Annotated in this window: 23 protein-coding genes; 9 read left to right on the top strand and 14 right to left on the bottom strand. The window is 68.8% G+C overall.

Annotated features, from left to right (window positions below):
• Positions 1 to 296 precede the first annotated feature (296 nt).
• Positions 297 to 1,682, top strand: a complete 1,386-nt coding sequence (locus ACP93_RS13175) for a serine hydrolase domain-containing protein (protein ID WP_048491131.1) — start codon at positions 297 to 299, stop codon at positions 1,680 to 1,682.
• Here the strand turns inward: ACP93_RS13175 and ACP93_RS13170 are convergent.
• From ACP93_RS13170 to ACP93_RS13130, 9 genes are all read right to left on the bottom strand, one after another.
• Positions 1,660 to 2,364 carry a LytR/AlgR family response regulator transcription factor gene (locus ACP93_RS13170; protein WP_053069749.1) on the bottom strand — a complete coding sequence of 235 codons (705 nt, stop codon included), beginning with the start codon at positions 2,362 to 2,364 and terminating at the stop codon, positions 1,660 to 1,662. The two genes, ACP93_RS13175 and ACP93_RS13170, sit on opposite strands and share 23 nt — an antisense overlap.
• Positions 2,361 to 3,392: a sensor histidine kinase gene (locus ACP93_RS13165; RefSeq protein WP_048491130.1), complete on the bottom strand. Its 1,032-nt coding sequence runs from the start codon at positions 3,390 to 3,392 to the stop codon at positions 2,361 to 2,363. Before ACP93_RS13165 ends, ACP93_RS13170 begins: the two co-directional genes overlap by 4 nt.
• A 252-nt stretch (positions 3,393 to 3,644) precedes the next feature.
• Complete coding sequence (locus ACP93_RS13160) at positions 3,645 to 4,013, bottom strand: Imm32 family immunity protein (RefSeq protein ID WP_053069748.1); 369 nt, start codon at positions 4,011 to 4,013, stop codon at positions 3,645 to 3,647.
• A gap of 275 nt (positions 4,014 to 4,288) precedes the next feature.
• Entirely contained in the window at positions 4,289 to 4,783 is a 495-nt protein-coding gene (locus ACP93_RS13155; RefSeq protein ID WP_048491129.1) for a hypothetical protein, read from the bottom strand.
• A 296-nt stretch (positions 4,784 to 5,079) separates the two neighbouring features.
• Positions 5,080 to 6,015 carry a putative bifunctional lysylphosphatidylglycerol flippase/synthetase gene (locus ACP93_RS13150; protein WP_048491128.1) on the bottom strand — a complete coding sequence of 312 codons (936 nt, stop codon included), beginning with the start codon at positions 6,013 to 6,015 and terminating at the stop codon, positions 5,080 to 5,082.
• Positions 6,012 to 7,217: a cardiolipin synthase ClsB gene (gene clsB, locus ACP93_RS13145; protein ID WP_048491127.1), complete on the bottom strand. Its 1,206-nt coding sequence runs from the start codon at positions 7,215 to 7,217 to the stop codon at positions 6,012 to 6,014. The genes ACP93_RS13150 and clsB overlap by 4 nt, the downstream gene beginning before the upstream one ends.
• A complete protein-coding gene (locus ACP93_RS13140) occupies positions 7,214 to 7,954 on the bottom strand; it encodes an endonuclease/exonuclease/phosphatase family protein (protein WP_048491126.1) in 741 nt (246 codons plus the stop codon). Before ACP93_RS13140 ends, clsB begins: the two co-directional genes overlap by 4 nt.
• Positions 7,955 to 8,248: 294 nt before the next feature.
• Positions 8,249 to 10,186 (bottom strand): M61 family metallopeptidase, encoded by a 1,938-nt coding sequence (locus ACP93_RS13135; protein ID WP_048491125.1) that lies wholly within the window; start codon positions 10,184 to 10,186, stop codon positions 8,249 to 8,251.
• 480 nt (positions 10,187 to 10,666) lie between these two features.
• On the bottom strand, positions 10,667 to 10,963 hold the full coding sequence (locus ACP93_RS13130; protein ID WP_228136033.1) for a hypothetical protein: 297 nt from the start codon (positions 10,961 to 10,963) through the stop codon (positions 10,667 to 10,669).
• 199 nt (positions 10,964 to 11,162) lie between these two features.
• Here ACP93_RS13130 and ACP93_RS13125 point away from each other — a divergent pair, with 199 nt between their 5' ends.
• The 3 genes from ACP93_RS13125 to ACP93_RS13115 all read left to right on the top strand — a co-directional run bounded on the left by ACP93_RS13125 (position 11,163) and on the right by ACP93_RS13115 (position 13,246).
• Positions 11,163 to 11,723: a sugar O-acetyltransferase gene (locus tag ACP93_RS13125; RefSeq protein ID WP_048491124.1), complete on the top strand. Its 561-nt coding sequence runs from the start codon at positions 11,163 to 11,165 to the stop codon at positions 11,721 to 11,723.
• 84 nt (positions 11,724 to 11,807) lie between these two features.
• The gene (locus ACP93_RS13120; RefSeq protein WP_048491167.1) at positions 11,808 to 12,254 is read left to right on the top strand and encodes a universal stress protein; all 447 of its coding nucleotides are present in this window, start codon (positions 11,808 to 11,810) and stop codon (positions 12,252 to 12,254) included.
• A gap of 602 nt (positions 12,255 to 12,856) precedes the next feature.
• The gene (locus ACP93_RS13115; protein ID WP_048491123.1) at positions 12,857 to 13,246 is read left to right on the top strand and encodes a hypothetical protein; all 390 of its coding nucleotides are present in this window, start codon (positions 12,857 to 12,859) and stop codon (positions 13,244 to 13,246) included.
• Positions 13,247 to 13,395: 149 nt separating this feature from the next.
• Here the strand turns inward: ACP93_RS13115 and ACP93_RS13110 are convergent, their stop codons facing one another.
• Positions 13,396 to 13,689, bottom strand: coding sequence for a DUF2782 domain-containing protein (locus ACP93_RS13110; RefSeq protein ID WP_017910345.1), 294 nt, complete (start codon positions 13,687 to 13,689; stop codon positions 13,396 to 13,398).
• 640 nt (positions 13,690 to 14,329) lie between these two features.
• On the opposite strand from ACP93_RS13110, the gene polA reads away from it, so the two are divergent.
• Together polA and ACP93_RS13100 are read left to right on the top strand one after the other, a co-directional pair.
• Positions 14,330 to 17,101, top strand: a complete 2,772-nt coding sequence (gene polA, locus ACP93_RS13105) for a DNA polymerase I (RefSeq protein WP_048491122.1) — start codon at positions 14,330 to 14,332, stop codon at positions 17,099 to 17,101.
• Positions 17,102 to 17,659: 558 nt separating this feature from the next.
• Entirely contained in the window at positions 17,660 to 18,139 is a 480-nt protein-coding gene (locus tag ACP93_RS13100) for a DUF421 domain-containing protein (protein ID WP_048491121.1), read from the top strand.
• Between the two features lie 93 nt (positions 18,140 to 18,232).
• Here ACP93_RS13100 and ACP93_RS13095 read toward each other — a convergent pair whose 3' ends face one another.
• The 4 genes from ACP93_RS13095 to ACP93_RS13080 all read right to left on the bottom strand — a co-directional run bounded on the left by ACP93_RS13095 (position 18,233) and on the right by ACP93_RS13080 (position 22,939).
• Positions 18,233 to 18,499: a DUF2164 domain-containing protein gene (locus ACP93_RS13095; protein ID WP_048491120.1), complete on the bottom strand. Its 267-nt coding sequence runs from the start codon at positions 18,497 to 18,499 to the stop codon at positions 18,233 to 18,235.
• Positions 18,496 to 19,395, bottom strand: coding sequence for an oxygen-dependent coproporphyrinogen oxidase (gene hemF, locus ACP93_RS13090; protein ID WP_048491119.1), 900 nt, complete (start codon positions 19,393 to 19,395; stop codon positions 18,496 to 18,498). Before hemF ends, ACP93_RS13095 begins: the two co-directional genes overlap by 4 nt.
• Positions 19,396 to 19,470: 75 nt before the next feature.
• Entirely contained in the window at positions 19,471 to 20,031 is a 561-nt protein-coding gene (locus tag ACP93_RS13085) for a hypothetical protein (RefSeq protein ID WP_048491166.1), read from the bottom strand.
• Positions 20,032 to 20,554: 523 nt separating this feature from the next.
• The gene (locus ACP93_RS13080) at positions 20,555 to 22,939 is read right to left on the bottom strand and encodes a S9 family peptidase (protein ID WP_053069747.1); all 2,385 of its coding nucleotides are present in this window, start codon (positions 22,937 to 22,939) and stop codon (positions 20,555 to 20,557) included.
• A 321-nt stretch (positions 22,940 to 23,260) separates the two neighbouring features.
• Between ACP93_RS13080 and ACP93_RS13075 the strand changes: the two genes are divergently transcribed.
• From ACP93_RS13075 to cydB, 3 genes are all read left to right on the top strand, one after another.
• Positions 23,261 to 23,752: a hypothetical protein gene (locus ACP93_RS13075; RefSeq protein WP_048491117.1), complete on the top strand. Its 492-nt coding sequence runs from the start codon at positions 23,261 to 23,263 to the stop codon at positions 23,750 to 23,752.
• A gap of 196 nt (positions 23,753 to 23,948) precedes the next feature.
• Entirely contained in the window at positions 23,949 to 25,352 is a 1,404-nt protein-coding gene (locus ACP93_RS13070) for a cytochrome ubiquinol oxidase subunit I (RefSeq protein WP_048491116.1), read from the top strand.
• The gene (gene cydB / locus ACP93_RS13065; protein ID WP_048491115.1) at positions 25,352 to 26,368 is read left to right on the top strand and encodes a cytochrome d ubiquinol oxidase subunit II; all 1,017 of its coding nucleotides are present in this window, start codon (positions 25,352 to 25,354) and stop codon (positions 26,366 to 26,368) included. The genes ACP93_RS13070 and cydB overlap by 1 nt, the downstream gene beginning before the upstream one ends.
• Positions 26,369 to 26,375: the final 7 nt, after the last annotated feature.

Here is a 26,375-nt window from a genome sequence, read left to right as displayed (position 1 = left end):
GCGTGCTCGGGAATGCACCAGCAGGCGCTGGCGTTGCGTTTTCGGCGCCTAACTGCGTGCCGCGGTAGCGGACTGCGCATGCCGTCTCGCCGCTGTCCCAGCATTCCCGCAGGCACATTCGCGGCCCGCGTCCGCCGGCCAGCCAACGCTGCCGGGGCTGCGCAGATCCCGCGGCCGCGCCTCCGCTCATCCATGCCGACGACCGCTCACGTGCCGTGCCCCCCGTTCGTCATAGGTCGCTGGAGTGCGCTGTGCGGGCGCGCCAGCCTTGCCCCACATCACCAAGGGGAAGGCGCATGACACATCGTTTGGCGTGGTTGTTGGCAACGGTTCTGGCCATGGTCGGCACGGCGCACGCCGCGGCGGGCGCGGTCGCCGCGCAACCGGAAAAGGACCTGGCCCAGGCCGCCACGCAGTTCTTCAAGGAGGCCGGGCCGGGCGGCGTGGTGCTGGTGACCCGCGGCGATCGGGTCCTGCTGCGCCAGGCCTATGGCCTGGCCGACGTGGAGAATGGGGTGGCGATGCAGCCGGCGTCGGCGCTGCGCCTGGCATCGGTCACCAAGCAGTTCACGGCGGTCGCGGTGCTGCAACTGGTCCAGGCCGGCAAGCTGGAGCTGGATGCGACGCTGCTGTCGCTGGATCCGGCCTTGCACGGCCCGATGGCGAACGTGACGGTCCGCCAGCTGCTGACGCAGACCTCGGGCATCAAGAACGTCAGCAGCATCCCCGCCTCGCGCGCCGCGCGCCGCGAGGATACCGATGCCATGCACCTGATCTGCTATTTCCGGGATCTGCCGCTGGAGTTCGTGCCGGGGACGCGGTTCCGCTACAGCAACTCCAACTACATCGTGCTGACCCACCTGATCGAACGTCTCACCGGCCAGCCCTATGCGGAGTACCTGCAGCAGGCCATCTTCCAGCCGTTGGGCATGACCCACACGCGCTACGACGATCACCTGGCGCTGATCCCGCATCGCGCCCACGGTTACCGTCGTGCCGGGCAGGCGCTGCAGAACGCGGACTTCATCAGCATGTCGCAGCCGCAGGGCGCCGGCGGCCTGATCAGCACCGTCGACGACCTGGCGATCTGGCACCGCGCGCTGCGCGACGCGCGGCTGCTGCCGGCGGCGACGCTCGCGCAGGCGATGGCCAAGACCAGGCTCGCCGACGGCAGCCTGTCGCCATATGGCTTCGGTTGGATCATTGGCCAGGCGAACGGCTTGCCGGACGTGGAGCACGGTGGCTTCATCAACGGCTTCAACAGCTACGTGGTGCGTATCGGCGAGCCGGACGTGTTCGTGGTGGTGCTCACCAATGCCGAATTCCTGGATCCCACCACCCTGGCCGTGCGCCTGGCGGCGATGGCGGCCGGGCAGCCATATCCCGGCATCGACCCGGCCCATGCGCTGTCGCCAGGCCGCACCGGGCAGTACCGGTTCGCCGACGGCACCCGTGTCCTTGCACAAGTGGAGGGCCGCCTGCAACTGCAGCGCGAGGGCGACGATGCGCTGCCGCTGCAGGCGCATACGGACGGCCGCTACTATCTGGACGGGGGACTGGATGCGTTGAGCTTCGGCCAGGACCGCGACGGCCGGCCCACGATGACCCTGCACGACCGGCTGATGGGCGACAGCACCGGCGTACGCGAAGCGGATGCGCCTACAGGCTCAACAGCTCCCTGAAGCGCGCGCTCTGCCGCCGCGACACCTCGACCTCCACGCCACCGCGCAGCGTGAGCAACAAGCCACCGTTGCTCCACGGCGCCACCTGCTCCACGTAGTCGAGATTGACGATGTACTTGCGGCTGGCGCGGAAGAACTTCTCCGGCGCCAGCTGCGCCTCGATCGCGCCGAGCGGGCGGTACAGCAGGGGTGCGTGCTGCAGGAAATGCACGCGGCTGTAGTTCCCGACCGCCTCGATGACCCGCACATCGCGCGGCTTGACCAGGAAGCAGTGCTCGCCGTCCTTGATGAAGATGGCGCTGTCCATCGAACGCCGCGCCGGGCTCGCCGGCATCGACTCGGACAGCTTCTGGATCGCCTGCGCCAGCCGCTGCGGTTCGATCGGCTTGAGCAGGTAATCCACGGTGTTGAACGCGAAGGCTTTCAGGGCGTAGGCATCGAAGGCGGTGGTGAAGACGATGCGCGGCACCTGCGACAGACGTTCGAGCACGTCGAAGGCATTGCCGCCGGGCAGGTCGATATCCAGGAACACCACATCGGGTGCGACCGTTTCGATCAGCGTCACCGCCGCCTCCACATCGGCGGCGTGGCCGACCACGCTCACCTGCGGATAGGCCTTGAGTTGATGCTGCAACTCGAAACGGGCAAGTTCCGAATCCTCCACGATCACCGCTTCGATCACGCCGCCACTCCTATCCACACGCTGGCCACCACACACTGCTCTTCCTGGGCCAGGCGCAAGCCGGCGCCAGGCCCGAACGACAGCAGCAGGCGCTGGCGCAGATTGTTCAAGCCGGTGCCTTGCCCGTGGTCGTGGCGCAACTGGCCGGTGTTGCGCACCTCCAACTGCAGATCGCCGCGCTGCAGGGCTACACAGACCTGCAGATCGCCGCCGGCGCTGCTCGGCCCCAGGCCATGCTTGATCGCATTCTCCACCAGCAACTGCAGGCAGAAGCGCGGCACGCGCACTGCCAGCGCCTGCGGGTCCACCTGTTCCCGGTAGCGCAATCGCGCCCCCAGCTGCAGGCCGACCAGGCCCAGATAATCGCGCACCACCTCGAGCTCCTCGTGCACCGACACCAGGGCGTCGTCGCCGCCGGAAAACTGATAGCGCAGGGTGGCGGCGAAGCGCGTCAGTTGCGCGCGCGCCGCCTCCGGGTCGATCAGGATCAAGGCGCGGATGTTGTTGAGCGCATTGAAGGCGAAATGCGGGTTGAGCTGGCCCAGCAGGCGCTGCAACTGCGCGTCCTTCAACGCCAATTGCAACTCGCGCTGGGTGCGGGCCGCCTGCTGCAGCCGGGTCTGCCGGCTGATGGCCAGGTACAGCAGGCTCCAGGCGATATAGGCCACGGCCAGCAGCGGCGCGCGCGCCATCGGCGGCTGGGCTTGCTGCAGCGCCGCCAGAACCGGACTCAGCCCCGCGCCCAGCCACAGCAGCACATACAACAGCAGATCGATCGTCACCGCCGCCAGCACGCTGGCGGCGAACAGGATGCCCAGCCAGCGCACCTCGCCATAGCCATCGGCCTGCAGCCGCCGGTAGATCCAGCGCAACGCCAGGCTGCCTGCCAACCCGGCTGCACTCAGTGCGAGCGTCGCCATGAACTGCAGCGAATCGGCGACCGCGGCTTCGCTCGGGCGGGCCACGTAGGCGATCGCCAGGAACAACGACCAGCCGAACGCTTGCAGCAGCCAGAACTTGGGCGTCACGGGGCATGTCCGGTCATCGGGCCGCTACTTTAGCGCTGTTGCTGTACGCCCAGCCATTGGGGGCATGCGTTGGAGACGCCGAAGTGGACCGCCAAACGATGACCGAACTGGTTGAGTTCCTGGCCTATGCCTTGTCGGAGGCTGGCGAAGGCCGGGCCCAGGCCGGCAGGGGAGGGCGGCTTGTTTCCCCAGTGCGTGTCTGCTGGAAAAAATGGGGCGGCTGGAGGAAGCAGTGCTTGGCCTGCGTCGGCATCACCCCAAAGTCGCGGCAGCCACCACGAACTGGGGCGATGTTTCGAACTGCGCGATCCGATCGGAAAGATGCAGGTGATCGTAATCCGCACCGATGCGCTCCATCTCTTCCGCACAGTCGCGAAGGAACCGCGCGATTGCCTTCAGCTCGCCGGGATCTGCGCATAGCGTGACCTCGGCCAGGGCGACTGGCCCCGTCTCCTCGACCGTTAGATCCGATAGCGGATATCCATAGAACTTCATGCTGCTCCTTCCCGGTCGCGGTGTCGTCTTGTCGCCGTGAGTGTAGAACGGCGCTTGCAAGGATTGCGCTGCTTCAGCGTCCTTGCCGCACCATGCGTCGGTGCCCGGCAGGACGTCGAATGCCATCAGGACCGCGCGCTGCCCCCGATTTCGGAAGCGCGTTGCCGCTCACTGCGACGCCGCCATCGCGGCCATGTGCCGTGCGTCCTCGATCGTCCAGCCGCGCCACACTGCGATCCAGGCACATTGGGAATCGTGGGGCAGGGACGCGATCAGTCGCCATCCTGTTCCATGTGATCGCTATTTCGCATCCACCGGACATGCCGCCATACGACCGCTGTCGATCCTCATCGCAGCGTGCGAAGGGATGAGACCGGCATGGGCGTCACCCTGCGCATGCGTCAGCGCTGCGATGCCGCGACGCGGGTGAAGTAATTGGTGCGCATCGTCGGCGTGCCGTCCGGCGCGAACGCGGACACGGTCTCGGTCATCGAGCGTCCGTCCGCGGCGACAGTGTAGATGCGGGTCGAGGCCACGCTCCTGTCCTTGGACAGCATCATCACCAGCACGTTCGGCGCGGGCATCTGCAGGGCGAAGACATCGGCCTCGAAATTGTTCTTCACCGGCGTGGCGCGGCCATCGAGCGCGGCGACGCCTTCGGCATGCATGGTGCCGCCTCCCTGTTCGGCAATGTCGACCTTGACCGCCCACTTGCCCTTGCCCGCGTCGCTGAAGCGCAGGGTGACGGCCTTGGGCCGATCCTGGGGTGCCCGATCCAGGCGCGCCACGTCCACGGCCCAGTTGCCGAGCAGGGGCGAGGGCGCAGCGGGTGCGGCGGAAGCGGACAGACACGGCGACAGCAGCGTCGCCAACGCGACGGCAAACAGCAGTTTCATGCGACCTCCCGGGAATGGTGTGCGGCGATGAGGACAGCCAATGACGTGTGTGCTGCGCGCGTTCACTCGGTCGACCGTGCCGGGGTGCCGAAGAGCGCGTCCGTGCGGCGGCATGACCGCCCTGCTCCAGGACGCGTGCGCTGCGACGCTAGCACCGGGGGCGTACCGCAACAAGTGCGGTCGTCACGGGCTTGAGCCGTGCCGGTGCGCGGATGCAGCGTCGCGTCGCTTGGTGCGCTACAGCGTGACGCGTCACCATCCTGCTGCGTTGCCACCGACGCGCAGGCCGTCCTCGCTCAGCCCGCGCCGCGACGTCTCCGCGCCTCCAGCACCGCGTAGCCCGCACAGGCGAGCAGCAGCGGGCCGAGGTAGTAGAAGGCGCGATAGGCCAGCAGCGCAGCCAGCAGTTCCGCTTGCGGCGCCTGCGTCCCAAGCAGCGGCAGCACCACCGCTTCCAGCACGCCGATGCCGGCCGGCACGTGCGCGATGGCGGTGGCCACGGCCGCCGCCAGCAGTGCGCCCAGGACGGAGGTGTAGGCCACGCCGGCCGGCATCAGCACGTACAGCAGGGCGCCCATCAGCGCCCAGTTGCCGGTGCCCAGGCCGAGTTGCAGCAGGGCCAGCGGCAACGGCGGCAGGTGCAGGACGTGGCCGCGCACCTGCAGCGTGCGGCCATGCGCGCGCTGGCAGGCGATCAAGTAGGCCACCACCACACCCAGCATCGCCGCGCCGATCCATGGCAGCGCCGCGCCACTCAGTGACCACTGCGCCGGCGTGCGCAGGCGGCCACTGACCAGCAGCACACCGGTCAGCAGCAGATAGCCCATCCAATTGGTGGCGATGGCGAAGCCGACCACGCGGCTGATCGTCGCCAGGCCCAGTCCGGCACGTCCGTACAGGCGGTAGCGGATGGCGGTGCCGCCGATCAGCGCGCCGACGTTCAGGCTGAACGCGTAGGCGATGTCCGCGATCGCCATGACCCGCGGCGTCGGCACCGCATGTGCCGCGTAGCGACGCGCGGCCAGGTCGTAGCCGGCATACAGCAGGTAGCTGGCCAGGCTCAGGCCGGCCGCGGTGGCCAGGGTGCCGGCGCCGTAGCCGGCCAGGGTCGTGCCGACCGCCGCCCAGTCCACCGTGCGTGCCGCGCGCACCAGCAGTATCGCCACCAGCGCCAGGAAGGCCAGATAAGCGAAGCGGCGCAGCATGCGCCAGCGCTTGCGCGTGCGGCTCATGGTGCGTGCCGGTTGCGCCGCAACACCGCGGTACGCGGCGTACGCTTGGGCAGTCGGCTGGCCCACTGCGGCACGTTGCGCAGCAGATGGAACAGCAGCGGCCGCAGCAGCGGTTGCCAGAAGCGCCCGCGCGGTACCTGTGCCGGCACGACTTGCCGGCAATGCCGCTGCATCAGCCGCTGCAGGCGCCCATGCAGGTCGCGCGCGAAGGCAGCGTCGCGGATCACCAGGTTGGCTTCCAGGTTCAGCGCCAGGCTCAGCGGATCCAGGTTGCTCGATCCCACCGTGCTCCAGTGGCCGTCGATCACCGCGACCTTGCCGTGGAACGGGCGCTCGCAGTATTCGAAGATCTGCACCCCGGCATCGACCAGATGCCGGTACAGCGCGCGTGCGGCGAACAGCGCCAGCGGCGTGTCCGGTTGGCCCTGGAAGATCAGCTTCACCGCCACCCCGCGGCGCGCGGCGGCGCACAGGTCGCGCAGGAAACCGTAGCCGGGGAAGAAGTAGGCGTTGGCGAGCACGATCTCCTGCTGTGCGCTGCGGAACGCCTGCCGGTAGGCGCGTTCGATGCTGCGCGAGCGGCCGGCATTGTCGCGCGGCAGGAAGCACACCTCGGCCTCGCCGGCGGGCGGCACATCGACTTTTTTCTGCGGCTCCCAACCGGCGCCGGTCCCGTGGGTATCCAGGGTCCGACGCACGAACGCGACCATGTCCGCCACCACCGGGCCGTGCACCTCCACCGCGTAGTCCTGCTTGGCCTCCGCGCCGAAGTCGGCCAGGTGATCGGCCGACCAGTTGATGCCGCCAATCATGCCAATGCGCCCGTCCACCACCAGCAGCTTGCGGTGCATGCGCCGGAACACGTTCAGGCGCACGCCGAGCAGGGTCGGCTGATGGTCGAACAGGCGCAACTCGGCCCCGGCCTCGGTCAGTTCGCGCACGAAGCCGGGCGAGAGATCCGGCGATCCGAACGCGTCCACCAGCAGGTGCACGCGCACGCCGCGACGCGCGGCGGCGACCAGGTGGTCCTTCAGCGCCAGGCCGACCTTGTCCTCGAACCAGATGAAGGTTTCCAGCAACACCTCGTGCCGGGCCGCATCGATCGCGGCGAAGGCGCGCGGGAAGTACGCATCGCCGTTCTCCAGCAACTGCAGGCGGTGGCCCTGGCGCCAGCGCGTGTCGCGGTTCGCTGCCCGGTTCACAGCACGATCCTGGCGTGCAGCGGGGCGTGGTCGGACAGGTGCGACCACGGGCGGCCGGTCAGCACCTGCGCGCCCTCGAGGCGCACGTTGCGCACATAGATGCGGTCCAGCGGCAGCAGCGGCCAGCGCGCCGGGAAGCTGCGCGCCACGCGCCCGTGCAGGTGCGCGAAGGCCTCGGTCAGCCCATGCCGCTGCAGCAGCGGATGCCCGCGCTGGCGCCAGTCGTTGAAGTCGCCGGCGACGATCAGCGGCGCCTGTGCCGGCAATTCGGCGATCAGCGCACCGAGCAGGCCGATCTGCCGGCGCCGGTGCGCTTCGCGCAGGCCCAGGTGCACGCAGATCGCATGCAGCGCCACGGCATGTCCAGGGATGTCCAGCACCGCATGCAGCAGCCCGCGGTGTTCGTGGCCGGCGATGGAGACGTCGCGGTTGACGAAGGAGGCGATCGGGAAGCGCGACAGCAGCGCATTGCCGTGGTGCCCATGCGGATACACCGCGTTGCTGCCGTAGGCGAACTGCGGCCACAGCGCATCCGCGAGGAACTCGTACTGGCTCTGCGCCGGCCAGTCGGCATGGCGGCCGGCATGCAGTTGGTGTTCGCCCAGCACTTCCTGCAGGAACACCAGGTCCGCGGGCAGGGCGCGGATCGCCGCGCGCAGTTCCGGCAGCATGAAGCGCCGCTTCAGCACGCTGAAGCCCATGTGCACATTGACGGTCAGCAACTCGATCGCAGGCATGCCGGGGCAGGACGGAAACTCCGCATGCCATTGTCGCCGGCATGCGCGTGCGGCGTGTGACGGCGCCGCGTCGCGCACGTGCCGCCGCTGCGTTGCCGGCAGCGGCGGCGAGCCTAGGGCGTGTCACCCATCCCCGAGCGTGCCGCGCCGCGACTGCGCGTGCCTGTGGCAAGGAAGAGCGAGGATCTGGACGCGCGTCCATGCCCGAGCGATGACGCGGCCACGGGCACGCGCAATCAGCCCTTCGTGTTGGGCCTGGCAGGCGCGCTCGGGAATGGGTGACACGCCCTTGGCTCAGCGCCGTGCGGCGATGATCTTGCTCAGGTAGTCCGGCGTGCCCTCGACCCGCACCAGGTGCGGATACTGCAGGCCGTCGTGGTAGTTCACCGGCACGTCGCGCACGCCGCCCTGGTACTTGAGCGTCAGCACGATCGGCGCGCTGACGCCCTTGGCGTCGGCGATCGCCTGCTTGAGCGTGTCGCGCGAGTAGTCCTGGCCGTTCACCGCCAGCACCGTGGCGCCGCTGCTGACGCCCGCCTTGAACGCCGGTCCGTCCCACAGCACGTCGTTGATGCTGGCGTCGTCGTTCATCACCAGGCCGATCGACCAGGCGAAGTTGTAGCGGTGCCGCGCCGACTGGTGGCGGCCGTCGTACTGCTTCTCGAACGCGCTGGGCTGGTCGGTGTACACCAGCTTCCAGCCGCTGGCCTGCAAGCCTTCCAGCAGCGGCGGGTCCACCTGGTAGACGCGCCGGTTGATGTAGTCCGCCCAGTCGTAGTGGACCACGCCGTCGAGTGCGGCGATGACGTCGTCGAAGGTGTAGGTCTTGACCGCGAAGCTGCCGTCGTCGACGCCGAAGAACGCCTTGGCCACGTCATCCAGCGATTTGCGCCCGCCGCTCATCGCACGCAGCTTGGCATCCACCGCCAGCCACACCATCTGCCCGCCGCTGTAGTAGTCCTCGCTCATCTGCCAGCTGCGGTAGGGCAGCGGTGCGCGGTGCGCGGCGGTGGGGTCGTTGGTGGTGTCTTCCAGCGAGCGCCAGCGGAAACCGGCGCGGTTGCGGTCGTAGTTGGCCGCGGTCATCGCCAGCGCGTCGCGGAACTGCTGCGGCGTCCACATGCCGGCACGCGCGGTCAGCACATAGCCCCAGTACTGGGTCTGGCCCTCGTAGACCCACAGCAACGAGTCGCCCATCGGCACGTTGAAGGTCGGTGTCCACAGGTCGGCCGGGCGCCGGAACTTGCCGTTCCAGGAGTGCGTGTACTCGTGCGCCAGCAGGTCGCGGTCCGGCGCGTTCTCGTCCCAGGCGCTGAAGTAGTCGGCAGCCAGTCCGTTCTCGCTGGACTGGTGATGTTCCAGGCCGTTGCCGCCGAGCACGTCCGACAACGAGAACAGGAAGTCGTAGTGCGCGTAGTGGTGCGAGCCGAACAGCTTGATCGCCTGCACCGGCAGGTTGCGGTGCACCTGCAGCTGCTCGGCGCTGATGTCCAGGAACCGCGGTGCGTCGGCGACCACGTCCAGGTGCACCGGCGCGCCGCCGGCCGGGGTCAGGTCCACGCGCTTGAAGTAGCGCCCGGCATAGATCGGCGAGTCGACCAGGGTGGTGAAATCCACCGGCTTGAAGGTGGTGGTGGCGCCGTCGCGGCTGGCGGTCTCCAGCGCCGTGCCGAACTCCCAGCCGGCCGGCAGGGTCACGCTGGGTGCCACGGTGATACCGCGGGTGTCGTGGCCGGCCGGGTACAGCGCCACCTTGTTCCACTCCAGCTGCAGCATCTTGTCGGTCATCTCGAAGCCGTCGTCGCGCGGCGACAGGTACTGGAAGCTGGCGTCGATCGCGCTCACGCCCTGCGGCACGTCGACGTGGAAGCTGTACACGTCGAAGGTGTCGCGGCGCCACGGCAGCGGTTTGCCGTTGGCGGTGAGGGTGAGGCCGGCCAGCATCGCCACCGGCCCGCTCGGCGAATGGTCGCCGGGGATCCACTGCGGGTACTGCAGGGTCAGCCGCCCGGCACTGACCGGAATGGTCTCGTGGACCCGGTAGATGCCCTGGCGCACGTCGCCGGCGTCCACCTGCAGGGTCAGGGTGCCGGGGTAGGGCGTGTCCTGCGGCGCCGGCACGTCCGGCGTGAGCACCACCTGCGCCTGCGCGGCGCCGGCGAGCGCCAGGCCGATGCCGAGGACCAGCGCCCGGCGGGCGCGACGGGAGGCGGGGAAAGCGGTGGCGGACATGCGCGGCTCCGAAGGCAAGATGAGGTGCGGAAGCGCGGAACGTTAGCACTTGCCGCCATTGCCGGCGCACCGGGTCGGCCTGGCCGGGGAGGCGTCAGGCGATGCCGTTCATGCGGGCGCCGTGTGGACTGATGGCGGTCGGGGCGCGGGGTGCAAAAATGACCTCGGCAACCTGTTGCATCGCCAGCGACTGAGTTGTTCTTGGTCCGCGATTGCCATCGCGATGTCTGTGGGCGGTCGGATCGCCCGGATTGCGCAGACGGGAAGGGCATCCGCCATGCCGAATCTGGTCTTGTGGGAGCGGCTTCAGCCGCGACGCGCGGTGATTGAACTTGCGATCACGCCCTCAGCGATCATACCCTCGATGGAACCGGCGCCTTGATCGAGGACGCAGGCATACCCCAGGGAAAGGGTATGCGTTCGATGCCAGGGCGGCGCGGTCGATCGTCTGTACGCCGCCGTGTCCGTGTCGCCGCGCGACTAGTCCTTCAGTGCCCCGTCGCTCGGATCGCTGGCGGCGTAGGTGGAGGTCGGCAGTTCCGCGGCGTGCGGGTGTCGCAGCGCCTCGCGCAGCGATGCCGGCAGGTGCTCGACCGCCAGGATCACCTTGCCGAAATGCACGTCGCGCACCGCGCTCGACGGCACCACGAAATCGCCGCCATTCTCGATGTTGACGACGAACGTGGTGCCGCCGTCGCGGACTTCGCGCACCGCACCCACACCGACCTCGCCGTCGGCGACGAAGACCATCTGACCTGCTTCCACACGCTCGGACATCGTGCACCGCCTTGTCTGGGAGAAAGTCCGCACGTGGCCGCATGGGCTGGCGCGGTCGCCCGATGATCGGATGCGGGTGCGTTGCTGGACGGTGAATGCGGCGTGGCCTGCAGGTCATGACGGCGGCGCATCCGCCGCTTGCGCGCTGTGACGCAGTGCGATGCGATCATCCGGTTCGACCGATGCCTGGGAGGGCAGGATGCGAAGCGAGAAAGACAAGATGCTGGCGGGCGAGGCCTATCGTCCCAGCGACGCGCAGCTGCAGGCCGAGCAGGACGCGGCCAGTGCCTGGATGCTGCGCTACAACGCGGCGCTGGCCGAACCGCCGGCACAGCGGCACGCGCTGCTGGTCGAAGGACTCGGTTCGGTGGGTCGCGGTGCGGTGGTGCGGCCGCCGTTCCATTGCGACTACGGCTACAACATCCACCTCGGCGAGGATGTGTTCCTCAACTTCAACTGCGTGATTCTGGACGTGGCGCCGGTACGCATCGGTGCCGGCACCCAGATCGGGCCGGCAGTGCAACTCTATGCCGCCGATCATCCGCGCGATGCCACGCAACGCGCCGAGGGGCTGGAGCTGGGGCGGCCGGTGACGATCGGGCGCAACGTCTGGATCGGCGGCGGCGCGATCGTGCTGCCGGGCGTGACCATCGGCGACGACGCGGTGATCGGCGCCGGCAGCGTGGTCAGCCGCGACGTGCCCGCCGGCGCGCGCGTGGCCGGCAATCCGGCACGGTTATTGAAGCCGCACAGCGCCTGAATTTGATCCGGGTCAAGGCAGGCGCCGCGCATCGGGTGTGCAATGCTGTTCCAGCCGCCGCGCGCGGCGTCAGCGGAGCATCCCATGTACCAGCGCATCCTGATCGCCATCGATGGTTCCGAGTTGTCCGCCAAGGGCTTGCAGCAGGGGTTGGCGCTGGCCGCCACGCTCGGCGCCGAGGTGGATATCGTCACCGTGTCGGAGCCGTGGGCAATGGGCATGTACGACGCGATGGGCTGGAGCGTGGGCTACGAGGCCAGCCCCGAATACCGCCAGGACCGCGAAGCCGGCGCGCAGAAGATCCTGGCGCCGGCGCTGGCCGCCGCCGCGGCCACCGGGGTGACCGCGCACGGCCGCCACGTGCTCGACCGCTACGCCGCCGAGGGCATCATCGACATGGCCGTGGCCTGCAACAGCGAGCTGATCGTGATGACCTCGCACGGCCGCCGCGGCATGAGCCGGGTGTTGCTCGGCAGCCAGACCGCGGAAGTGCTCGCCAACAGCCAGGTGCCGGTGCTGGTGATCCGCTGAGGTGCCATCGGCCCGCGCCGGCGTCGGCGCGGGCACCGGAAGGCTCGAAGCGTGCCTTTGGCGGTTGCCGATGCGGCGTGCTGCGGCGGCGACGGCACTGTCCATCGCGATCAGGCGGTCGTTGGCCAGGCCGGCGACGCCCATCGCGAATGACGCCTCGCGGCTTGGCGCAGGCCTCCGGGCTGCAATGCGCGGGCGGCCCACGCATGATTTCCGCCGCTCCGCACCCGCTGTCGTCACCGAGCACCTATCGCGGTGCCTCTGCCGCGCATCATGCTGCTGTCAGGGACCGCCGATCGCATGCGTCCCGGCCATGGCGTGGCGCACTGGCGCCGTAGCGCGCCTTCTGTGGACCGGGTTACCTGCGAGCGCGTGTCATCGCGCGCTCCCATCAGGATCAGGCTTGGGCCGATGGCCCGCCACGCCGCGCGCGGCGACGCTGTTCCCGCCGGTGCTGCCGCAGCCGTTCACGGGCCTGGATCCGCGCGCGTTCTTAGGGAAGTGCGGCGCCTTGCCATGCGCCCGCGGAGGCGGCGGACGACAGCGCATGGAGCGGCGTGGCGCCGCCGGCGCTCATCACCCACTGACTGAGGAGAACGCGCATGACCATCAACACCGAAGGCTATTACGTCAATGGCGGCAAGTGGAAGCTCGGCGCCGAAGGCCAGATCACCGGCCAGGGCAAACAGCAGCACTCGGAGATCGGCGTCTACAACGCGCTCGGCAAGAAGTCCGCTGCGGGGCCCTACCTGATCGTGCAGGACGCGTTTCCCTGTGCGGTCTGCGATGCCACCTTCAAGAAGCAGGCGCTGCCGGTGCTGGTCAAGGTGACCGCCAACAACGGGTCCTACTCGGCCGATCAGGGCCTGGGCCTGAACCCGCCGGCCAGCATCTATCCGTACTACCTGTGGTACCACAACGGCGCCAAGACCGCCGGCACCGCGACCGCACCGGCCGGGTTTCCGGCGATTCCGGCCTTTGCCGGCATCTAGGGCACGGCGGGTGGGCTGCGGCCAGCGCAAGCCGCTGGCCGTGAGCGCCGGCGGCATGCTGACCGGTCCCTGCGTGGTCCCATCTGGCCGTTCGGGAAAAGGCATCCACGCCGCTGCGCGCTGCCGTTTGGCGGCGCGCAAGGCGCGGGTCACCAGCTGTAGAGCTTCCAATACACCGGCGACACGTTGTCCTTGCTGCCGTCCACCTCCATGTGGCCGTCGCCGTTGCGGTCGTACAGGTAGTAGGCGGGGCCGCGTGCCGGCGTCACCTTGACCATGCGCAGCTGGCCGCCCACCCGGTACTCGTCGACGGTGTCGCCGTTGTCCATCTTGCGCTGGGTGGTTTCCGCGCCGCGCACGTCCATCGGCGCGCCGTCCGGGCCAAGGCCGGTGGAGGCACAGCCCGCCAGCAGCAACAGCGGAACCAGGATCAGGGCTTTCATTGCGGTGTTCTCCACGGACGTCGTCGCCGCCGATTATGCGCCGCGTCGGTGCCCGCGGGGCGCGAAGGCGGCGCGTATGCGTGGCTTGCGCCGCGTGCTTTCAGGAAACAGAAGGCGTCGTCAGCGCGTCGCTTCGCGCCGTACCCTCACCCCAACCCCTCTCCCGGTGGGAGAGGGGCTAGTGCCGTTCCCTTCTCCCCTCGGGAGAAGGTGCCCCGCAGGGGCGGATGAGGGGACGGGCGCAGCCTCGTGGACCACGTCAGCGTGTCGCTTCGCGCCGTACCCTCACCCCAACCCCTCTCCCTGTGGGAGAGGGGCTAGTGCCGTTCTCTTCTCCCCTCGGGAGAAGGTGCCCCGCAGGGGCGGATGAGGGTACGGGCGCAGCCTCGTGGACCAATTCAGCGCGTCGCTGCGCGCCGTACCCTCACCCCAACCCCTCTCCCGGTGGGAGAGGGGCTAGTGCCGTTCCCTTCTCCCCTCGGGAGAAGGTGCCCCGCAGGGGCGGATGAGGGTACGGGCGCAGCCTCGTGGACCAATTCAGCGCGTCGCTGCGCGCCGACCCTCCCCCCAACCCCACTCCCGGTGGGAGAGGGGCTAACCCGTTTCAGGCCGCGAACACGCCGCAGCGTAGAATTGGCCGATGAGCCGATTAGTCCTGATCGACGGGTCCAGTTACCTGTATCGCGCGTTCCACGCGCTTCCGCCGCTGACCAATGCCGCCGGCGAGCCCACCGGCGCGCTGTTCGGCGTGGTCAACATGTTGCGCGCCACCCTCAAGGAGCGCCCCGAGTACGTGGCCTTCGTGGTCGATGCGCCGGGCAAGACCTTCCGCGACGACCTGTACCCGCAGTACAAGGCCAACCGCCCGCCGATGCCCGACGACCTGCGCGCGCAGGTCGAGCCGATGTGCCAGATCGTGCATGCGCTGGGCATCACCATCCTGCGCCAGGACGGGGTCGAGGCCGACGACGTCATCGGCACCCTGGCCCTGCAGGGCGCCGGCGACGACCTGGACGTCACCATCTCCACCGGCGACAAGGATTTCGCCCAGCTGGTGCGCCCCGGCGTGCAGTTGGTCAACACCATGAGCGGTAGCCGCATGGACTCGGACGCGGCGGTGATGGAGAAGTTCGGGGTCTGGCCGCACCAGATCGTCGACCTGCTGGCGCTGATGGGCGATGCCATCGACAACGTGCCGGGCGTCGAGAAATGCGGGCCCAAGACCGCGGCCAAGTGGCTGGCCGAGTACGGCTCGCTGGACGGGGTGATCGCCCACGCCGACAGCATCAAGGGCAAGATTGGCGACAACCTGCGCGCGGCGCTGCAGCGCCTGCCGCTGAACCGCGAACTGGTCACCATCAAGACTGACGTGGCGCTGGCCGGCGGGCCGCGCACCCTGGGCCTGCGTGAACAGGAGCCGGAGCAACTGCGCGGCCTGTATCAGCGCTACGGCTTCACCCAGGCGCTGCGCGACCTGGACGGCGGCGTGGCCGCACCGGAGACCGCCAGCGAGGCGACGCCCAGCCTGCGCGGCACCGCCGCCGGCTATGCCCGCGCCGCCGTGCCGGCCGATGCCGCCATGCTGGACCCGGCACTGGCCGCCAAGGGCGACTACACCGCAGTGAGCACGCCCGAGCAGTTCGAGGAACTGCTGGTGCGCCTGCGCGCCGCCGACGGCTTTGCCTTCGATACCGAGACCGACGCGTTGGACGCCATGCGCGCCAACCTGGTCGGGCTCAGCTTCGCCACCGAGCCGGGCCGCGCCGACTACCTGCCGCTGGGCCACGACTACCCGGGCGCGCCGGTGCAACTGGATCGCGCGCTGGCGCTGGCGCTGCTCAAGCCGCTGCTGGAAGACCCGGCCAAGGCCAAGGTCGGCCAGCACGGCAAGTACGACCTGCACGTGCTGCGCCGCCACGGCGTGGAGGTGCGCGGCTACGCCGACGACACCATGCTGGAGAGCTTCGTGCTCAATTCCACCGCCAGCCGCCACGACATGGATTCATTGGCCAGGCGCTACCTCGGCTACGACACGGTCAAGTACGAGGACGTGGCCGGCAAGGGCGCCAAGCAGATCGCTTTCTCGCAGGTCGCCATCGACGACGCCACCGGCTACGCCGCCGAGGACGCCGACATCACCCTGCGCCTGCACCGCACGCTGTCGGCGCAGTTGGATGCCGAACCCGCGCTGGCGCGGGTCTACCGCGAGATCGAGATGCCGCTGGTGCCGGTGCTGGCGCGGGTCGAGGCCAACGGCGTGTGCGTGGACATCGCCGAACTGCGCAAGCAGAGCCAGGACCTGAGCCAGCGCATGCTGGCCGCGCAGCAGAAGGCCACCGCGCTGGCCGGGCGCAGCTTCAACATGGATTCGCCCAAGCAACTGCAGGCGGTGCTGTTCGACGAGCTGAAGCTGCCGGCGGTGCTGAAGACCCCCAAGGGCCAGCCCAGCACCAACGAGGAGGCGCTGGAGGCGATCGCCGACCAGCACGAGCTGCCGCGGGTGATCCTGGAGTACCGCGGCCTGGCCAAGCTGCGCAGCACCTACACCGACAAGCTGCCGGAGATGGTCAACCCCGACACCGGCCGCGTGCACACCAGCTACCACCAGGCCGGCGCCGCCACCGGGCGGCTGTCCTCCTCCGATCCGAACCTGCAGAACATCCCGATCCGCACCGACGACGGCCGCCGCATCCGCCGCGCCTTCGTCGCCCCGCCGGGACGCAAGCTGATCGCCTGCGACTATTCGCAGATCGAGCTGCGGATCATGGCCCACCTGTCCGAGGATGCGGGCCTGCTGCGCGCCTTCGGCAGTGGCGTGGACGTGCACCGCGCCACCGCCGCCGAGGTATTCGGGCGCAAGCTGGAGGAGGTCACCGGCAACGAGCGCCGCGCCGCCAAGGCGATCAACTTCGGCCTGATGTACGGCATGAGTGCCTTCGGCCTGGCCCGTAACCTGGGCATCGGCCGCGGCGAGGCGCAGGACTACGTGGCGCTGTACTTCAGCCGCTACCCGGGCGTGCGCGACTTCATGGAGCGCATGCGTGAGCAGGCGCGCACCCAGGGCTACGTGGAGACCCTGTTCGGCCGCCGCCTGTATCTCAACGACATCAACGCCCGCCAGCAGGGCCTGCGCGCCGGTGCCGAGCGTGCGGCGATCAATGCGCCGATGCAGGGCACCGCCGCCGACATCATCAAGCGTGCCATGGTCGGTGTGGACGCCTGGCTGCAGGACCACCGCGACCGCGCATTGATGATCCTGCAGGTGCACGACGAACTGGTGTTCGAAGCCGATGCCGACTTCGTCGACACGCTGCTGCCGGAAGTGACCCGGCGCATGTCCGCCGCGGCGGAGCTGAAGGTGCCGCTGGTGGTGGACAGCGGCGTGGGCGACAACTGGGACGAGGCGCATTGAGCGCCCGGGTCCTGGACATGGATCCAGGACCCGGCGTGACCTTGCGGTGTCTTGCGTAGACAGCGTGCGTATCTGCCAGATGCGGATTGAATCTGGTTTTCGGACAGATTATCCCGCCAGTGATTTTTGCTTTCCCATTCTCGCTGTTTTTTTGACCCGATCGCGCGCTGGAAGCGCTGGAATTCCAACTGGCGTCACACCCTGCAGGATGCGGCGCTGCAGTGGTTGAACGGAATTTTGACGCGGTTTATTTGGGGCCGATTTTCGGGAATGAATCCGTCCTTAATCTGACAAATTTTTAACTTAAATCTTCACGAACGAGCAAGGTGGGAAATGTTCTTATATCCCTCGACAGGCGCAATACCTGTCGCGGATCTCCTCCCATCCCCTGGAGCAGATCCAGGAACGGCGACTCCTCCCCAAGTCTCCGTTCCCTGGCCCCGCCGACCTCCCCCTGGTCCGCGGGGCTTTTTTATGCCCGCGCTCCTGACCCTGCCCTATCGCCGGCTGCACGTCACAGCGTAAGGTCGCCGCTCCACCATCCCTGCGAGTCGTGCGATGCCCGATCTTTTCCATCTGTCGATGCCATGGTGGGAATTCGTCTTCCGCGCGGTGGTGGTGTACGTGGCCGTGCTGGTGATGGTGCGGGTGTCGGGCAAGCGCGCCATGGGCCAGCTGACGCCGTTCGACATGCTGTTGATCGTGCTGCTCGGCAATGCGGTGCAGAACGCGCTGCTAGGCGAGGACACCTCGCTCGGCGGCGGCCTGTTGCTGGCGGCGACGCTGATCGCGCTGAACTTCACGGTCGGCCTGGTCACCTCGCGTAGCGCCCGCGTGGAGCGCTTGATCGAGGGCGAACCGGTGGTGCTGGCCCGCGACGGCCACGTGTTCCGCCAGGTGCTGCGGCGCGAACTGGTCAGCCATGCCGATTTCGAGGCGGCGATGCGCCAGCAGGGGTGCCAGGGCATCGACGACGTGCGCCTGGCGTTGCTGGAGACCAATGGCCACATCACCATTCTCAGCAACAAGGGCAGTTGATCGCAGCGCCCGGCGGACGACGCAGGCCCGCGGTCGCGAGGGCGCTGTCGGCAACGCCGCATCGCGGCTGATGCCGCCGCTGAAGGCGGCGGCCTAGCGGCGCGGCTCGGTCGCCTGCTCAAGCTGGTACAGCGCGTCGTCCAGCGTGTCCAACTGCGCGGCAAGCAGCGCGCGGGCATCGTGCAGGCCGCGGTTGTAGTAATGCGCGCCGATGCGCTCGGCGACGAACTCGAGCAGGAATTCGGCCTCGAACGCGCCGACCTGCTGCTGCAGCTCGGTGCGTAGGTAGGCCTGCAGCTGTTCGGCGATGGCGCGCTTGTCCTCGCGGCCGAGCACGGCGGTGCGCGCCGGCGCGCTCATGCCAGCCACTCGCGCGGCACCAGGTACTCGGCCAGGCGCGCCTCGGCGCTGCCCGGTTCGGGCTGGAAGCCGTATTCCCAGCGCACCCGTGGCGGCAGGCTCATCAGGATGCTCTCGCTGCGGCCGCCGCTCTGCAGGCCGAACAGGGTGCCGCGGTCGTAGACCAGGTTGAATTCGACGTAGCGGCCGCGCCGGTACAGCTGGAACTCGCGTTCGCGCTCGCCCCAGGACAGGCCGCGGCGGCGTTCCACGATCGGCAGGTAGGCGTCGAGGAAGCCATCGCCGACCGCGCGCTGGTAGGCGAAATCGCGCTCGAAATCGGCATGCAGGTCGTCGACGAACAGGCCGCCGACGCCGCGGGTCTCGTTGCGGTGCTTGAGGAAGAAGTACTCGTCGCACCAGCGCTTGTGCGCCGGATAGCGGTCTTCGCCGAACGGCGCGCACAGGTCGTGCGCGGTCTGGTGCCAGTGGCGGGCGTCCTCGTCGAAGGGGTAGTACGGGGTCAGGTCGAAGCCGCCACCGAACCACCAGGCCACGGTGGCGCCATGGCGCTGCGCCTCGAAGTAGCGCACGTTGGCGTGGGTGGTGGGGATGTACGGGCTGAGCGGGTGGAACACCAGCGACACCCCGACCGCGCGCCAGGAGGCGCCGGCCAGTTCCGGGCGGTTGGCGCTGGCCGAGGGCGGCAGGCGGGTGCCGGCGACGTCGGAGAAGCCGATGCCGGCCTGCTCGAACAGCGCGCCGTCGCGCAGGATGCGGGTGCGGCCGCCGCCGCCCTCCGCGCGCTGCCACAGATCTTCGGCGAAACGGGCCTGGCCGTCGGCGGCCTCGACCGCCGCGCAGATGCGGTCTTGCAGGCCAGTGAGATAGTCGCGGACACGGTCGAAGGTTTGCATCCGGACATTCTAGAAGCTGGCTGTGTCAGGCGTCAGCGCTGGGCTGCGCGGACTGTGCTGGCCGGTGGGTGTGCGTCAGCGACGGAACTCGGCGCGGAGCGCGGGGCGGCACAGCTGGTAGACCAGCCAGCCGTGCAGGCCGGCGAAGATCAGGGCGGTCAGCGCGCCGCTGACCATGAGGGTGATCCGGCCCAGGGCCAGGTCGTGCTGGAGCTGTTGCGGGTCGAAGGCGTGCTGCGGCGCCCAGGCCTGCAGCAGGTCGAGCAGTTGCCACAGCAGCGGCAGCACCGCGAAGTTGGCCACGGCGGTGACCACCAGGAACACGATGAAGGCCCGCCGCCCCCAGTCGCGCCGCTGCAGCAGCGCCCACGCCGCCGCGCACAAGCCCGCGGAAAGCAGCGCCGACAGCCAGGACAGCGCCAGCGCATGGGTCACGCCCCATTGCAGCAGCGGCGGCAGCGAAAGGCCGGCCTCGCGCAGCACGCCCTCGATCGCCCCGTCCGGCAGCGTCATCAGCAGCAGCGCCTGGCCCAGCGAATACAGCAGCGACAGCACCCCCAGCAGCAGCGAGAGCTTGGCCATCGCATCGATGGTCTGGTTGCGGGCGGCGGTGAGGGGCAGCGGCGGAGGCGGCATCGACGGTCCTTCGAGACGGGCGGCGCTGGCGCTGTCGCACCGGCGGCCGTCCGGCAAGGATAGGGACGACGGACCAGGGCGCAAGCCGGGTGGTGCGCGAGGGGGGCTCTGTCGGTGCGCGGCCTCTGTTCAGGGCGCGGCCGATGTGGTGTCGCCAGGAGCGGGGCGACGCCAAGGTCGTGCCGATGCCGTCCGCGTCCTGACCGCCTGGATGCAGGCGCTCGCGCAGAACGGGCTTCAGCCGCGACAGGCCTGACCGGGAAAGCCTCGTCGCGACTGAAGTCGCTCCCACAGGGGCTTGCGGCGAGTCCGCTGTATGCACTGTGGGAGGGACTTCAGTCCCGACGCAGTGCGCCATCGGAAGGCTCACCACGTCGCGCGTCGCGGCTGCATGGCAGTTGACCCCTACGGAATGGCGCGATGCGTGGCGGACGCCGGTGGTTGGCGGGGGCCTGCGTGCGCCGCGCGGCGGCTCCCCGGCGCCTGCCGCACGTCGACGGCAGGCGCCCGGCGAGCGGCCGGTTCAGCGCAACTCGCGCTCGAACAGCTTGAGGATGCGCTTGTACTCGTCCAGCCAGGAGTCGGCGCGGGTGAAGCCGTGCTTCTCCAGCGGGTACGGCGCGATCTCCCAGTTGTCCTTGTGCAGCTCGATCAGTTTCTGGGTCATGTCCACCGAGTCCTTGAAGAACACGTTGTCGTCGACCATGCCGTGGGCGATCAGCAGATGGTCGCGCAGCCCGTTGGCGTATTCGATCGGCGAGGAGGTGCGGTAGGCCTCCGGGTCCAGGTCCGGGGTGTTGAGGATGTTGGAGGTGTACTCGTGGTTGTACTGGCTCCAGTCGGCCACCGGGCGCAGCGCGGCGCCGGCCTTGAACGTGCCGGGGCTGCGGAACAGCGCCATGTAGGTCATGAAGCCGCCGTAGGACCCGCCGTAGATGCCGGCGCGGCCGCGGTCGCCCTGCTTGCTGTCGACCAGCCAGTCCAGCCCGTCCAGGTAGTCCTCCAGTTCCGGATGGCCCATGTCGCGGTAGATCGCGGTGCGCCAGTCGCGGCCGTAGCCGGCGCTGGCGCGGTAGTCCAGGTCCAGCACGATGTAGCCCTTCTGCACCAGCAGGTTGTGGAACATCTGCTCGCGGAAGTACGGGGTGTAGCGCGCCGACACGTTCTGCAGGTAACCGGCGCCGTGCACGAACATCACCACCGGATAGTGCTTGCCCGGCTCCGGCTGCGCCGGACCGTAGTACTTGCCCCAGACGGTGCCGGCGCCGTGCCTGGACGGCACCTGCACGAATTGCGGTTGCACCCACTGGCGTGCCTTGAACGCGGCGCTGCGGGTGTCGGTGAGCACGCGCGCGTTGCCGCCGGCAGCCGGCAGCACCGCCAGTTGCGGCGGCAGGTAGGGGCCGGAGTAGTGCACCAGCAGTTGCTGGCCGTCCGGCGACAGCGCGAAGTCTTCCACGCCATCCAGCGACGTCAGCTCGGCGACGCTGTCGTTGCGCAGGTCGAGCTTGCATACCTCGTAGTCGCCCGGCCACTTGCGGTTGCACAGGAACAGGAAGCCCTGGCCGTCGGCGCTGACCACCGGCGCCGACACTTCCCACTTGCCGGAGGTGCGCTGGCGCGGCTTTTCGTTGCCGCGCTGGGTGTACAGGTGCGAATAGCCGGACTGCTCGGACAGCAGCCAGAGGGTCTGGTTGTCCGGCATCCAGCCGAAATCGTTGAAGCTCCAGTTGATCCAGGCCGGATCGGTGAGGCGGTGGCGCGGCTGCAGCACCGCCTTGTCCAGGTCGACGCTGGCGATCCAGCGGTCCTTGTTGTCCACCGCGCGCAGCAGCACGGCGACGTTGCGGCCGTCCTCGCTCCAGTGCATGGAGGCGCCGCTGCCATCGCCGTCGGTTTCCACGCGCACCGCGCGCGGCCCCTGCAGCGGCTCCTGCTTGGCGGCCTTGCGCAGCGCCGCAAGCGGGTCGGTGCCGATGCCGGGCAGCACCGACAGGTCGAGCTTGCGCGCGCTGCCGGCCACCGCATCGACCAGCCACAGGGTCTGCGCCACCGGCGAATTGCGCCCGACCAGGGTGCGCGCTTCCTGGAATTCGGCGTAGCCGGATTCGGTGACGTAGCGCGGCATCTTGCTCTCGCGGCCTTCCTCGGCGCCCTTGGCGTGGGTCACCACCAGCAGGTGGCGGCCATCCGGCGACAGCGCACTGTCGTCGACCACCACGTCGTCGCCCAGGTACACCGGCGCCGGCGCGCGGCTGCTGTCGGCGCGGCGCCAGGCCTGCTCCTGCTGGCGCAGCAGCTCGCGCTGCGCACGGTCGCGGGCCAGCGTTTCCAGGGTGCGCAGCTGCTGGTCGCGCAGCACGTCGGGCTTGGGCGCGGCGTCGGGATCGCGCTCGGCCTTGAGCACCGCGGCCTGCTGCACGCCGCCGCCGGGGCTCCAGCGATACCAGTCGTTGCCGACCCGCCACAGCGCGCCGCCATCGGTGGTGAACTGCGGCCGCGCGGCGGCCTGGTTGCTGCGGGTCAGCTGGGTCAGCGCGCCGCTGCGCAGGTCGCGCAGGAACACGTCGCCGTTGCGCACGAACAGCATGCGCTGGCGGCGTGCGTCGTAGACCGGGTTGGCCGCGTCCAGCGTGCTGCGCTGGGCGTCCTCGACCCGCTGCGCAGCGCCGCCGTCGACGCCCTGACGGTAGGTGTCGCGCACCGGGCTGCCATTACGCTTGAGCTGGTACTCCACCTGGTGCCCGTCCCAGGTCCACCAGGCGTCCTCGACCGGCGGCCCGATCCAGTCCGGATCGGCCATGGCCTGCTCGATGGTCAGCGGGGCGGCGGCATCCTGGGCCGCGGCCAGCGGCGGCAGGCAGGACAGGGACAGCAACACAACAGCGCTCAGGGCGAGACGACGCATCTGGAGTTCCGGGCGAACGGCAAACCGCAAGCGTAGCAGCCGCCAGGGCGGCGGCGATTGCGCCGTTGGTCATGGGCGGGCTGTGCGCGCCCACACGATCGACCTGCTGCCGTGCACCCCGGTCCTGCGACGGCGGTGCCAATTCAGAGTGGACGATGATGGTGTGGAGGAGGCTGTCGCTCCTGCTATCCAACACTCCCCGCCATGACCGCTGTTGCGACCTCATCTTTCTCGCTCGCGTACCCCGCTGGCTATGCATGCAGAAGGACACGGCCGCGCTCAGGCGGAGCAGAACTTTCCTGAGACGCCTTGGCACGGCGCGTGGTGAAGATCATGATGCGATACATGCAGGGCAGCTTCGACGTGTTGCAGCCGTTCGGCTGTCAGCCTCGATGCACCGTCGTCATGGGGGGCACGTTGAGAACGCGATTGTTGTGGATCATCTGGCTGGCCGTGCTGGTTGGCGTCGCCGCGATGCTTGTCCTGCATCTGGCGCGTCCAGGCATGGTGTCCGGCGTCTATACCGTGTTGGCGCTGTGCAGCCTGGCTGTACTTGGCATCCAGCGCCGGATGCGGTTGTCGCGCGCCATCGCGCAGGAGAATCCGGCGCTCGAAGCTCACCTCACCCATGTGCCGTTCCTGAAGGGGCAAGGCATCAACGACTTCCGCGGAGTCAACTGGTTGTTCAGTGCGGGATCGACGGGTAGTGCGCGCCTGGATGCCCTGCGAGCCGACCAGAAGCGCTTCCTCCTTTGGACCGTGTCGGTACTTCTGTCGATTCCGGTGGTGAATATCGTCAGTTCTTTCTTTTGAGGCTGGTTGGAGCACGAGCATTGATGGCGCTGCCTGAAGCGACCTCGGGCCGTGGCGCCCGATGATGTCCGGCACGCGCGCTGCGACGCAGATGCAGACGTCCTGGTGCCGGACGCCGCTGCGACAAACCGTCACATCCCATTTCGCCGCGCCGCACCAACAATAGGCATCGTTTCCGCTGCCTCAGGCGCTACCCATGGACGCCCTGCTGCTGTCGCGCATCCAGTTCGGATTCGTCATCAGTTTCCACGTGCTGTTCCCGGCCTTCACCATCGGCCTGTCGAGCTGGCTGGCGTTCCTCGAGTGGCGCTGGCTGCGCACCCGCGACACGGTGTGGCGCGATCTGTACTTCTTCTGGCTGAAGATCTTCGCCGTGTCGTTCGGCATGGGCGTGGTCAGCGGCATTGTGATGAGTTTCCAGTTCGGCACCAACTGGGCGGTGCTCAGCGAACGCGCCGGCAACATCCTCGGCCCGCTGCTCAGCTACGAGGTGCTGACGGCGTTCTTCCTGGAGGCCTCGTTCCTCGGGGTGATGCTGTTCGGCTGGCACAAGGTGCCGGAGAAACTGCACTTCCTCTCCACCTGTCTGGTCGCCATCGGCACGCTGATCTCCACCTTCTGGATCCTCTCGGCCAACAGCTGGCTACAGACGCCGGCCGGCTATGCGGTGGTCGAGGGCGTGTTCCACCCGGCCAACTGGCGCGAGGTGATCTTCAATCCCTCGTTCCCGTACCGGCTCACGCACATGGTGCTGGCCGCGTTCATCACCACCTGCTTCGTGATAGGCGGGGTCAGCGGCTGGTACCTGCGCCGCGGCGAGCACCTGGATGCGGCCGGGCGCATGCTCAAGCTGGCGGTGGCCTTCGCTGCGATCGCGCTGCCGCTGCAGATCGCCGCCGGTGATGCGCACGGCCTGAATACGCTCGAGCACCAGCCGATCAAGGTGGCGGCGATGGAAGGGCACTGGCACGGCGAGGCGCCGGGGCAGGGCGTGCCGCTGGTGGTGTTCGCGGTGCCGAACGAGGCGGCGGAGCGCAACGATTACGAAGTGACCATCCCGCGCCTGGGCAGCCTGATCCTGACCCATACGCTGGATGGCGAGATCACGCCGCTGACCTCAGTGCCGGCGGACGAGCGGCCGCCGGTGAAGCCGGTGTTCTACGCGTTCCGGGTGATGGTCGGGCTGGGCATGGCGATGCTGCTGCTGGCGCTGGTGTCGCTGTTCTTCTGGTGGCGCGGCACGTTGCTGCGGCGGCGCGCGCTGCACCTGGCGTGGAATGCGATGCTGCCGGCCGGGTTCGTGGCGCTGGTCGCCGGTTGGTTCGTCACCGAGATCGGGCGGCAGCCGTACGTGATCTACGGCCTGCTGCATACCCGCGATGCGGTCAGCCCGACGGTCAGCCCGGCGATGGTGTGGATCTCGCTGAGCGTGTACGTGCTCGCCTACGCGCTGGTGTTCGGCTTCGGCAGTTGGTACATCCTGCGCATGCTGCGCCACGGGCCGCTGCCGCACGAGCCGGCGCGGCGCATGCAGGAGGGCGACAAGACCCCGGCGCGGCCGCTGTCGGCGGCCGACGACGACATCGAGGAGACCCGCTGATGGACATGGCGACCGTATTGCCGGTGATTTGGTTCGGCGTGATCGGCTTCGGCGTGCTGATGTACGTGCTGCTGGACGGCTTCGTGCTCGGCCTGGGCATCCTGGCGCCGTTCGCCGAGGACGAGGACCAGCTCGACCTGATGATGAACACCGCCGCGCCGATCTGGGACGGCAACGAGACCTGGCTGGTGCTCGGCGGCGCCGGCCTGCTGGCAGCCTTCCCCAAGGCCTACGCGATCGTGCTGTCGGCGCTGTACCTGCCGGTGCTGCTGATGCTGATCGCGCTGGTGTTCCGCGGCGTGGCCTTCGAGTTCCGCTTCAAAGCACGCAGTTCCAAGTCTCTGTGGGGCTGGGCGTTCGCGCTGGGCTCGCTGTGTGCGGCGTTCTGGCAGGGAGTGATCCTGGGTGCGCTGGTGGAAGGCATGCCGCTGCAGGATGGCAAGTACCTGGGCGGGGTGCTGGGCTGGTTCAGCCCGTTCTCGATGCTCACCGGCGCGGCGGTGGTGTTCGGCTACGCGCTGCTCGGCGGCAGCTGGCTGATCCTCAAGACCGAGGGCGCGATGCAGCGCGTCGCCCGGACCCTGACCCGGCCGTTGGTGCTGGTAGTGGTGGTGTTCATGGGCCTGGTCAGCGCCTGGCTGCCATTCCTGGACTCGCGGATCATGGCGCGCTGGTTCCACGACGGGAATTTCTGGTGGCTGTCGCCGGTGCCGCTGCTGGTGCTGGTCAACGCGCTGGCGCTGTGGCGTGCGGCGATGGCGCAGGGCCGCGATGCGCGTCCGTTCGTGCTGACCCTGTGCTTCTTCGTGCTCGGCTTCTTCGGCCTGGTGCTGGGCATCTGGCCGAACATCGTGCCGCCCGGGCTGACCATCTGGGAAGCGGCCTCGCCGCCCTCCTCGCAGGGTTTCGTGCTGGTTGGGCTGGCGGTGCTGCTGCCGGTGATCCTGGGTTATACCGCCTGGTCGTACCGGGTGTTCCGCGGCAAGATCACCGCCGACACCGGCTACCACCACTGACGGCGGC

The sequence above is a fragment of the Xanthomonas sp. NCPPB 1128 genome (assembly GCF_001043115.1).
In the GTDB taxonomy this organism is placed as follows: Bacteria; Pseudomonadota; Gammaproteobacteria; order Xanthomonadales; family Xanthomonadaceae; genus Xanthomonas_A.
This window is presented reverse-complemented; position numbering and strand designations above follow the sequence as displayed.

Bases quoted from the DNA above. Each gene is read 5' to 3' on its own strand.
- ACP93_RS13175 (WP_048491131.1), top strand. From the start codon at position 297: ATGACACATCGTTTGGCGTGGTTGTTGGCAACGGTTCTGGCCATGGTC.
- ACP93_RS13160 (WP_053069748.1), bottom strand. From the start codon at position 4,013: ATGGCATTCGACGTCCTGCCGGGCACCGACGCATGGTGCGGCAAGGAC.
- ACP93_RS13155 (WP_048491129.1), bottom strand. From the start codon at position 4,783: ATGAAACTGCTGTTTGCCGTCGCGTTGGCGACGCTGCTGTCGCCGTGT.
- ACP93_RS13150 (WP_048491128.1), bottom strand. From the start codon at position 6,015: ATGAGCCGCACGCGCAAGCGCTGGCGCATGCTGCGCCGCTTCGCTTAT.
- ACP93_RS13140 (WP_048491126.1), bottom strand. From the start codon at position 7,954: ATGCCTGCGATCGAGTTGCTGACCGTCAATGTGCACATGGGCTTCAGC.
- ACP93_RS13135 (WP_048491125.1), bottom strand. From the start codon at position 10,186: ATGTCCGCCACCGCTTTCCCCGCCTCCCGTCGCGCCCGCCGGGCGCTG.
- ACP93_RS13130 (WP_228136033.1), bottom strand. From the start codon at position 10,963: ATGTCCGAGCGTGTGGAAGCAGGTCAGATGGTCTTCGTCGCCGACGGC.
- ACP93_RS13125 (WP_048491124.1), top strand. From the start codon at position 11,163: ATGCGAAGCGAGAAAGACAAGATGCTGGCGGGCGAGGCCTATCGTCCC.
- ACP93_RS13120 (WP_048491167.1), top strand. From the start codon at position 11,808: ATGTACCAGCGCATCCTGATCGCCATCGATGGTTCCGAGTTGTCCGCC.
- ACP93_RS13115 (WP_048491123.1), top strand. From the start codon at position 12,857: ATGACCATCAACACCGAAGGCTATTACGTCAATGGCGGCAAGTGGAAG.
- ACP93_RS13110 (WP_017910345.1), bottom strand. From the start codon at position 13,689: ATGAAAGCCCTGATCCTGGTTCCGCTGTTGCTGCTGGCGGGCTGTGCC.
- polA (WP_048491122.1), top strand. From the start codon at position 14,330: ATGAGCCGATTAGTCCTGATCGACGGGTCCAGTTACCTGTATCGCGCG.
- ACP93_RS13100 (WP_048491121.1), top strand. From the start codon at position 17,660: ATGCCCGATCTTTTCCATCTGTCGATGCCATGGTGGGAATTCGTCTTC.
- ACP93_RS13095 (WP_048491120.1), bottom strand. From the start codon at position 18,499: ATGAGCGCGCCGGCGCGCACCGCCGTGCTCGGCCGCGAGGACAAGCGC.
- hemF (WP_048491119.1), bottom strand. From the start codon at position 19,395: ATGCAAACCTTCGACCGTGTCCGCGACTATCTCACTGGCCTGCAAGAC.
- ACP93_RS13085 (WP_048491166.1), bottom strand. From the start codon at position 20,031: ATGCCGCCTCCGCCGCTGCCCCTCACCGCCGCCCGCAACCAGACCATC.
- ACP93_RS13080 (WP_053069747.1), bottom strand. From the start codon at position 22,939: ATGCGTCGTCTCGCCCTGAGCGCTGTTGTGTTGCTGTCCCTGTCCTGC.
- ACP93_RS13070 (WP_048491116.1), top strand. From the start codon at position 23,949: ATGGACGCCCTGCTGCTGTCGCGCATCCAGTTCGGATTCGTCATCAGT.
- cydB (WP_048491115.1), top strand. From the start codon at position 25,352: ATGGACATGGCGACCGTATTGCCGGTGATTTGGTTCGGCGTGATCGGC.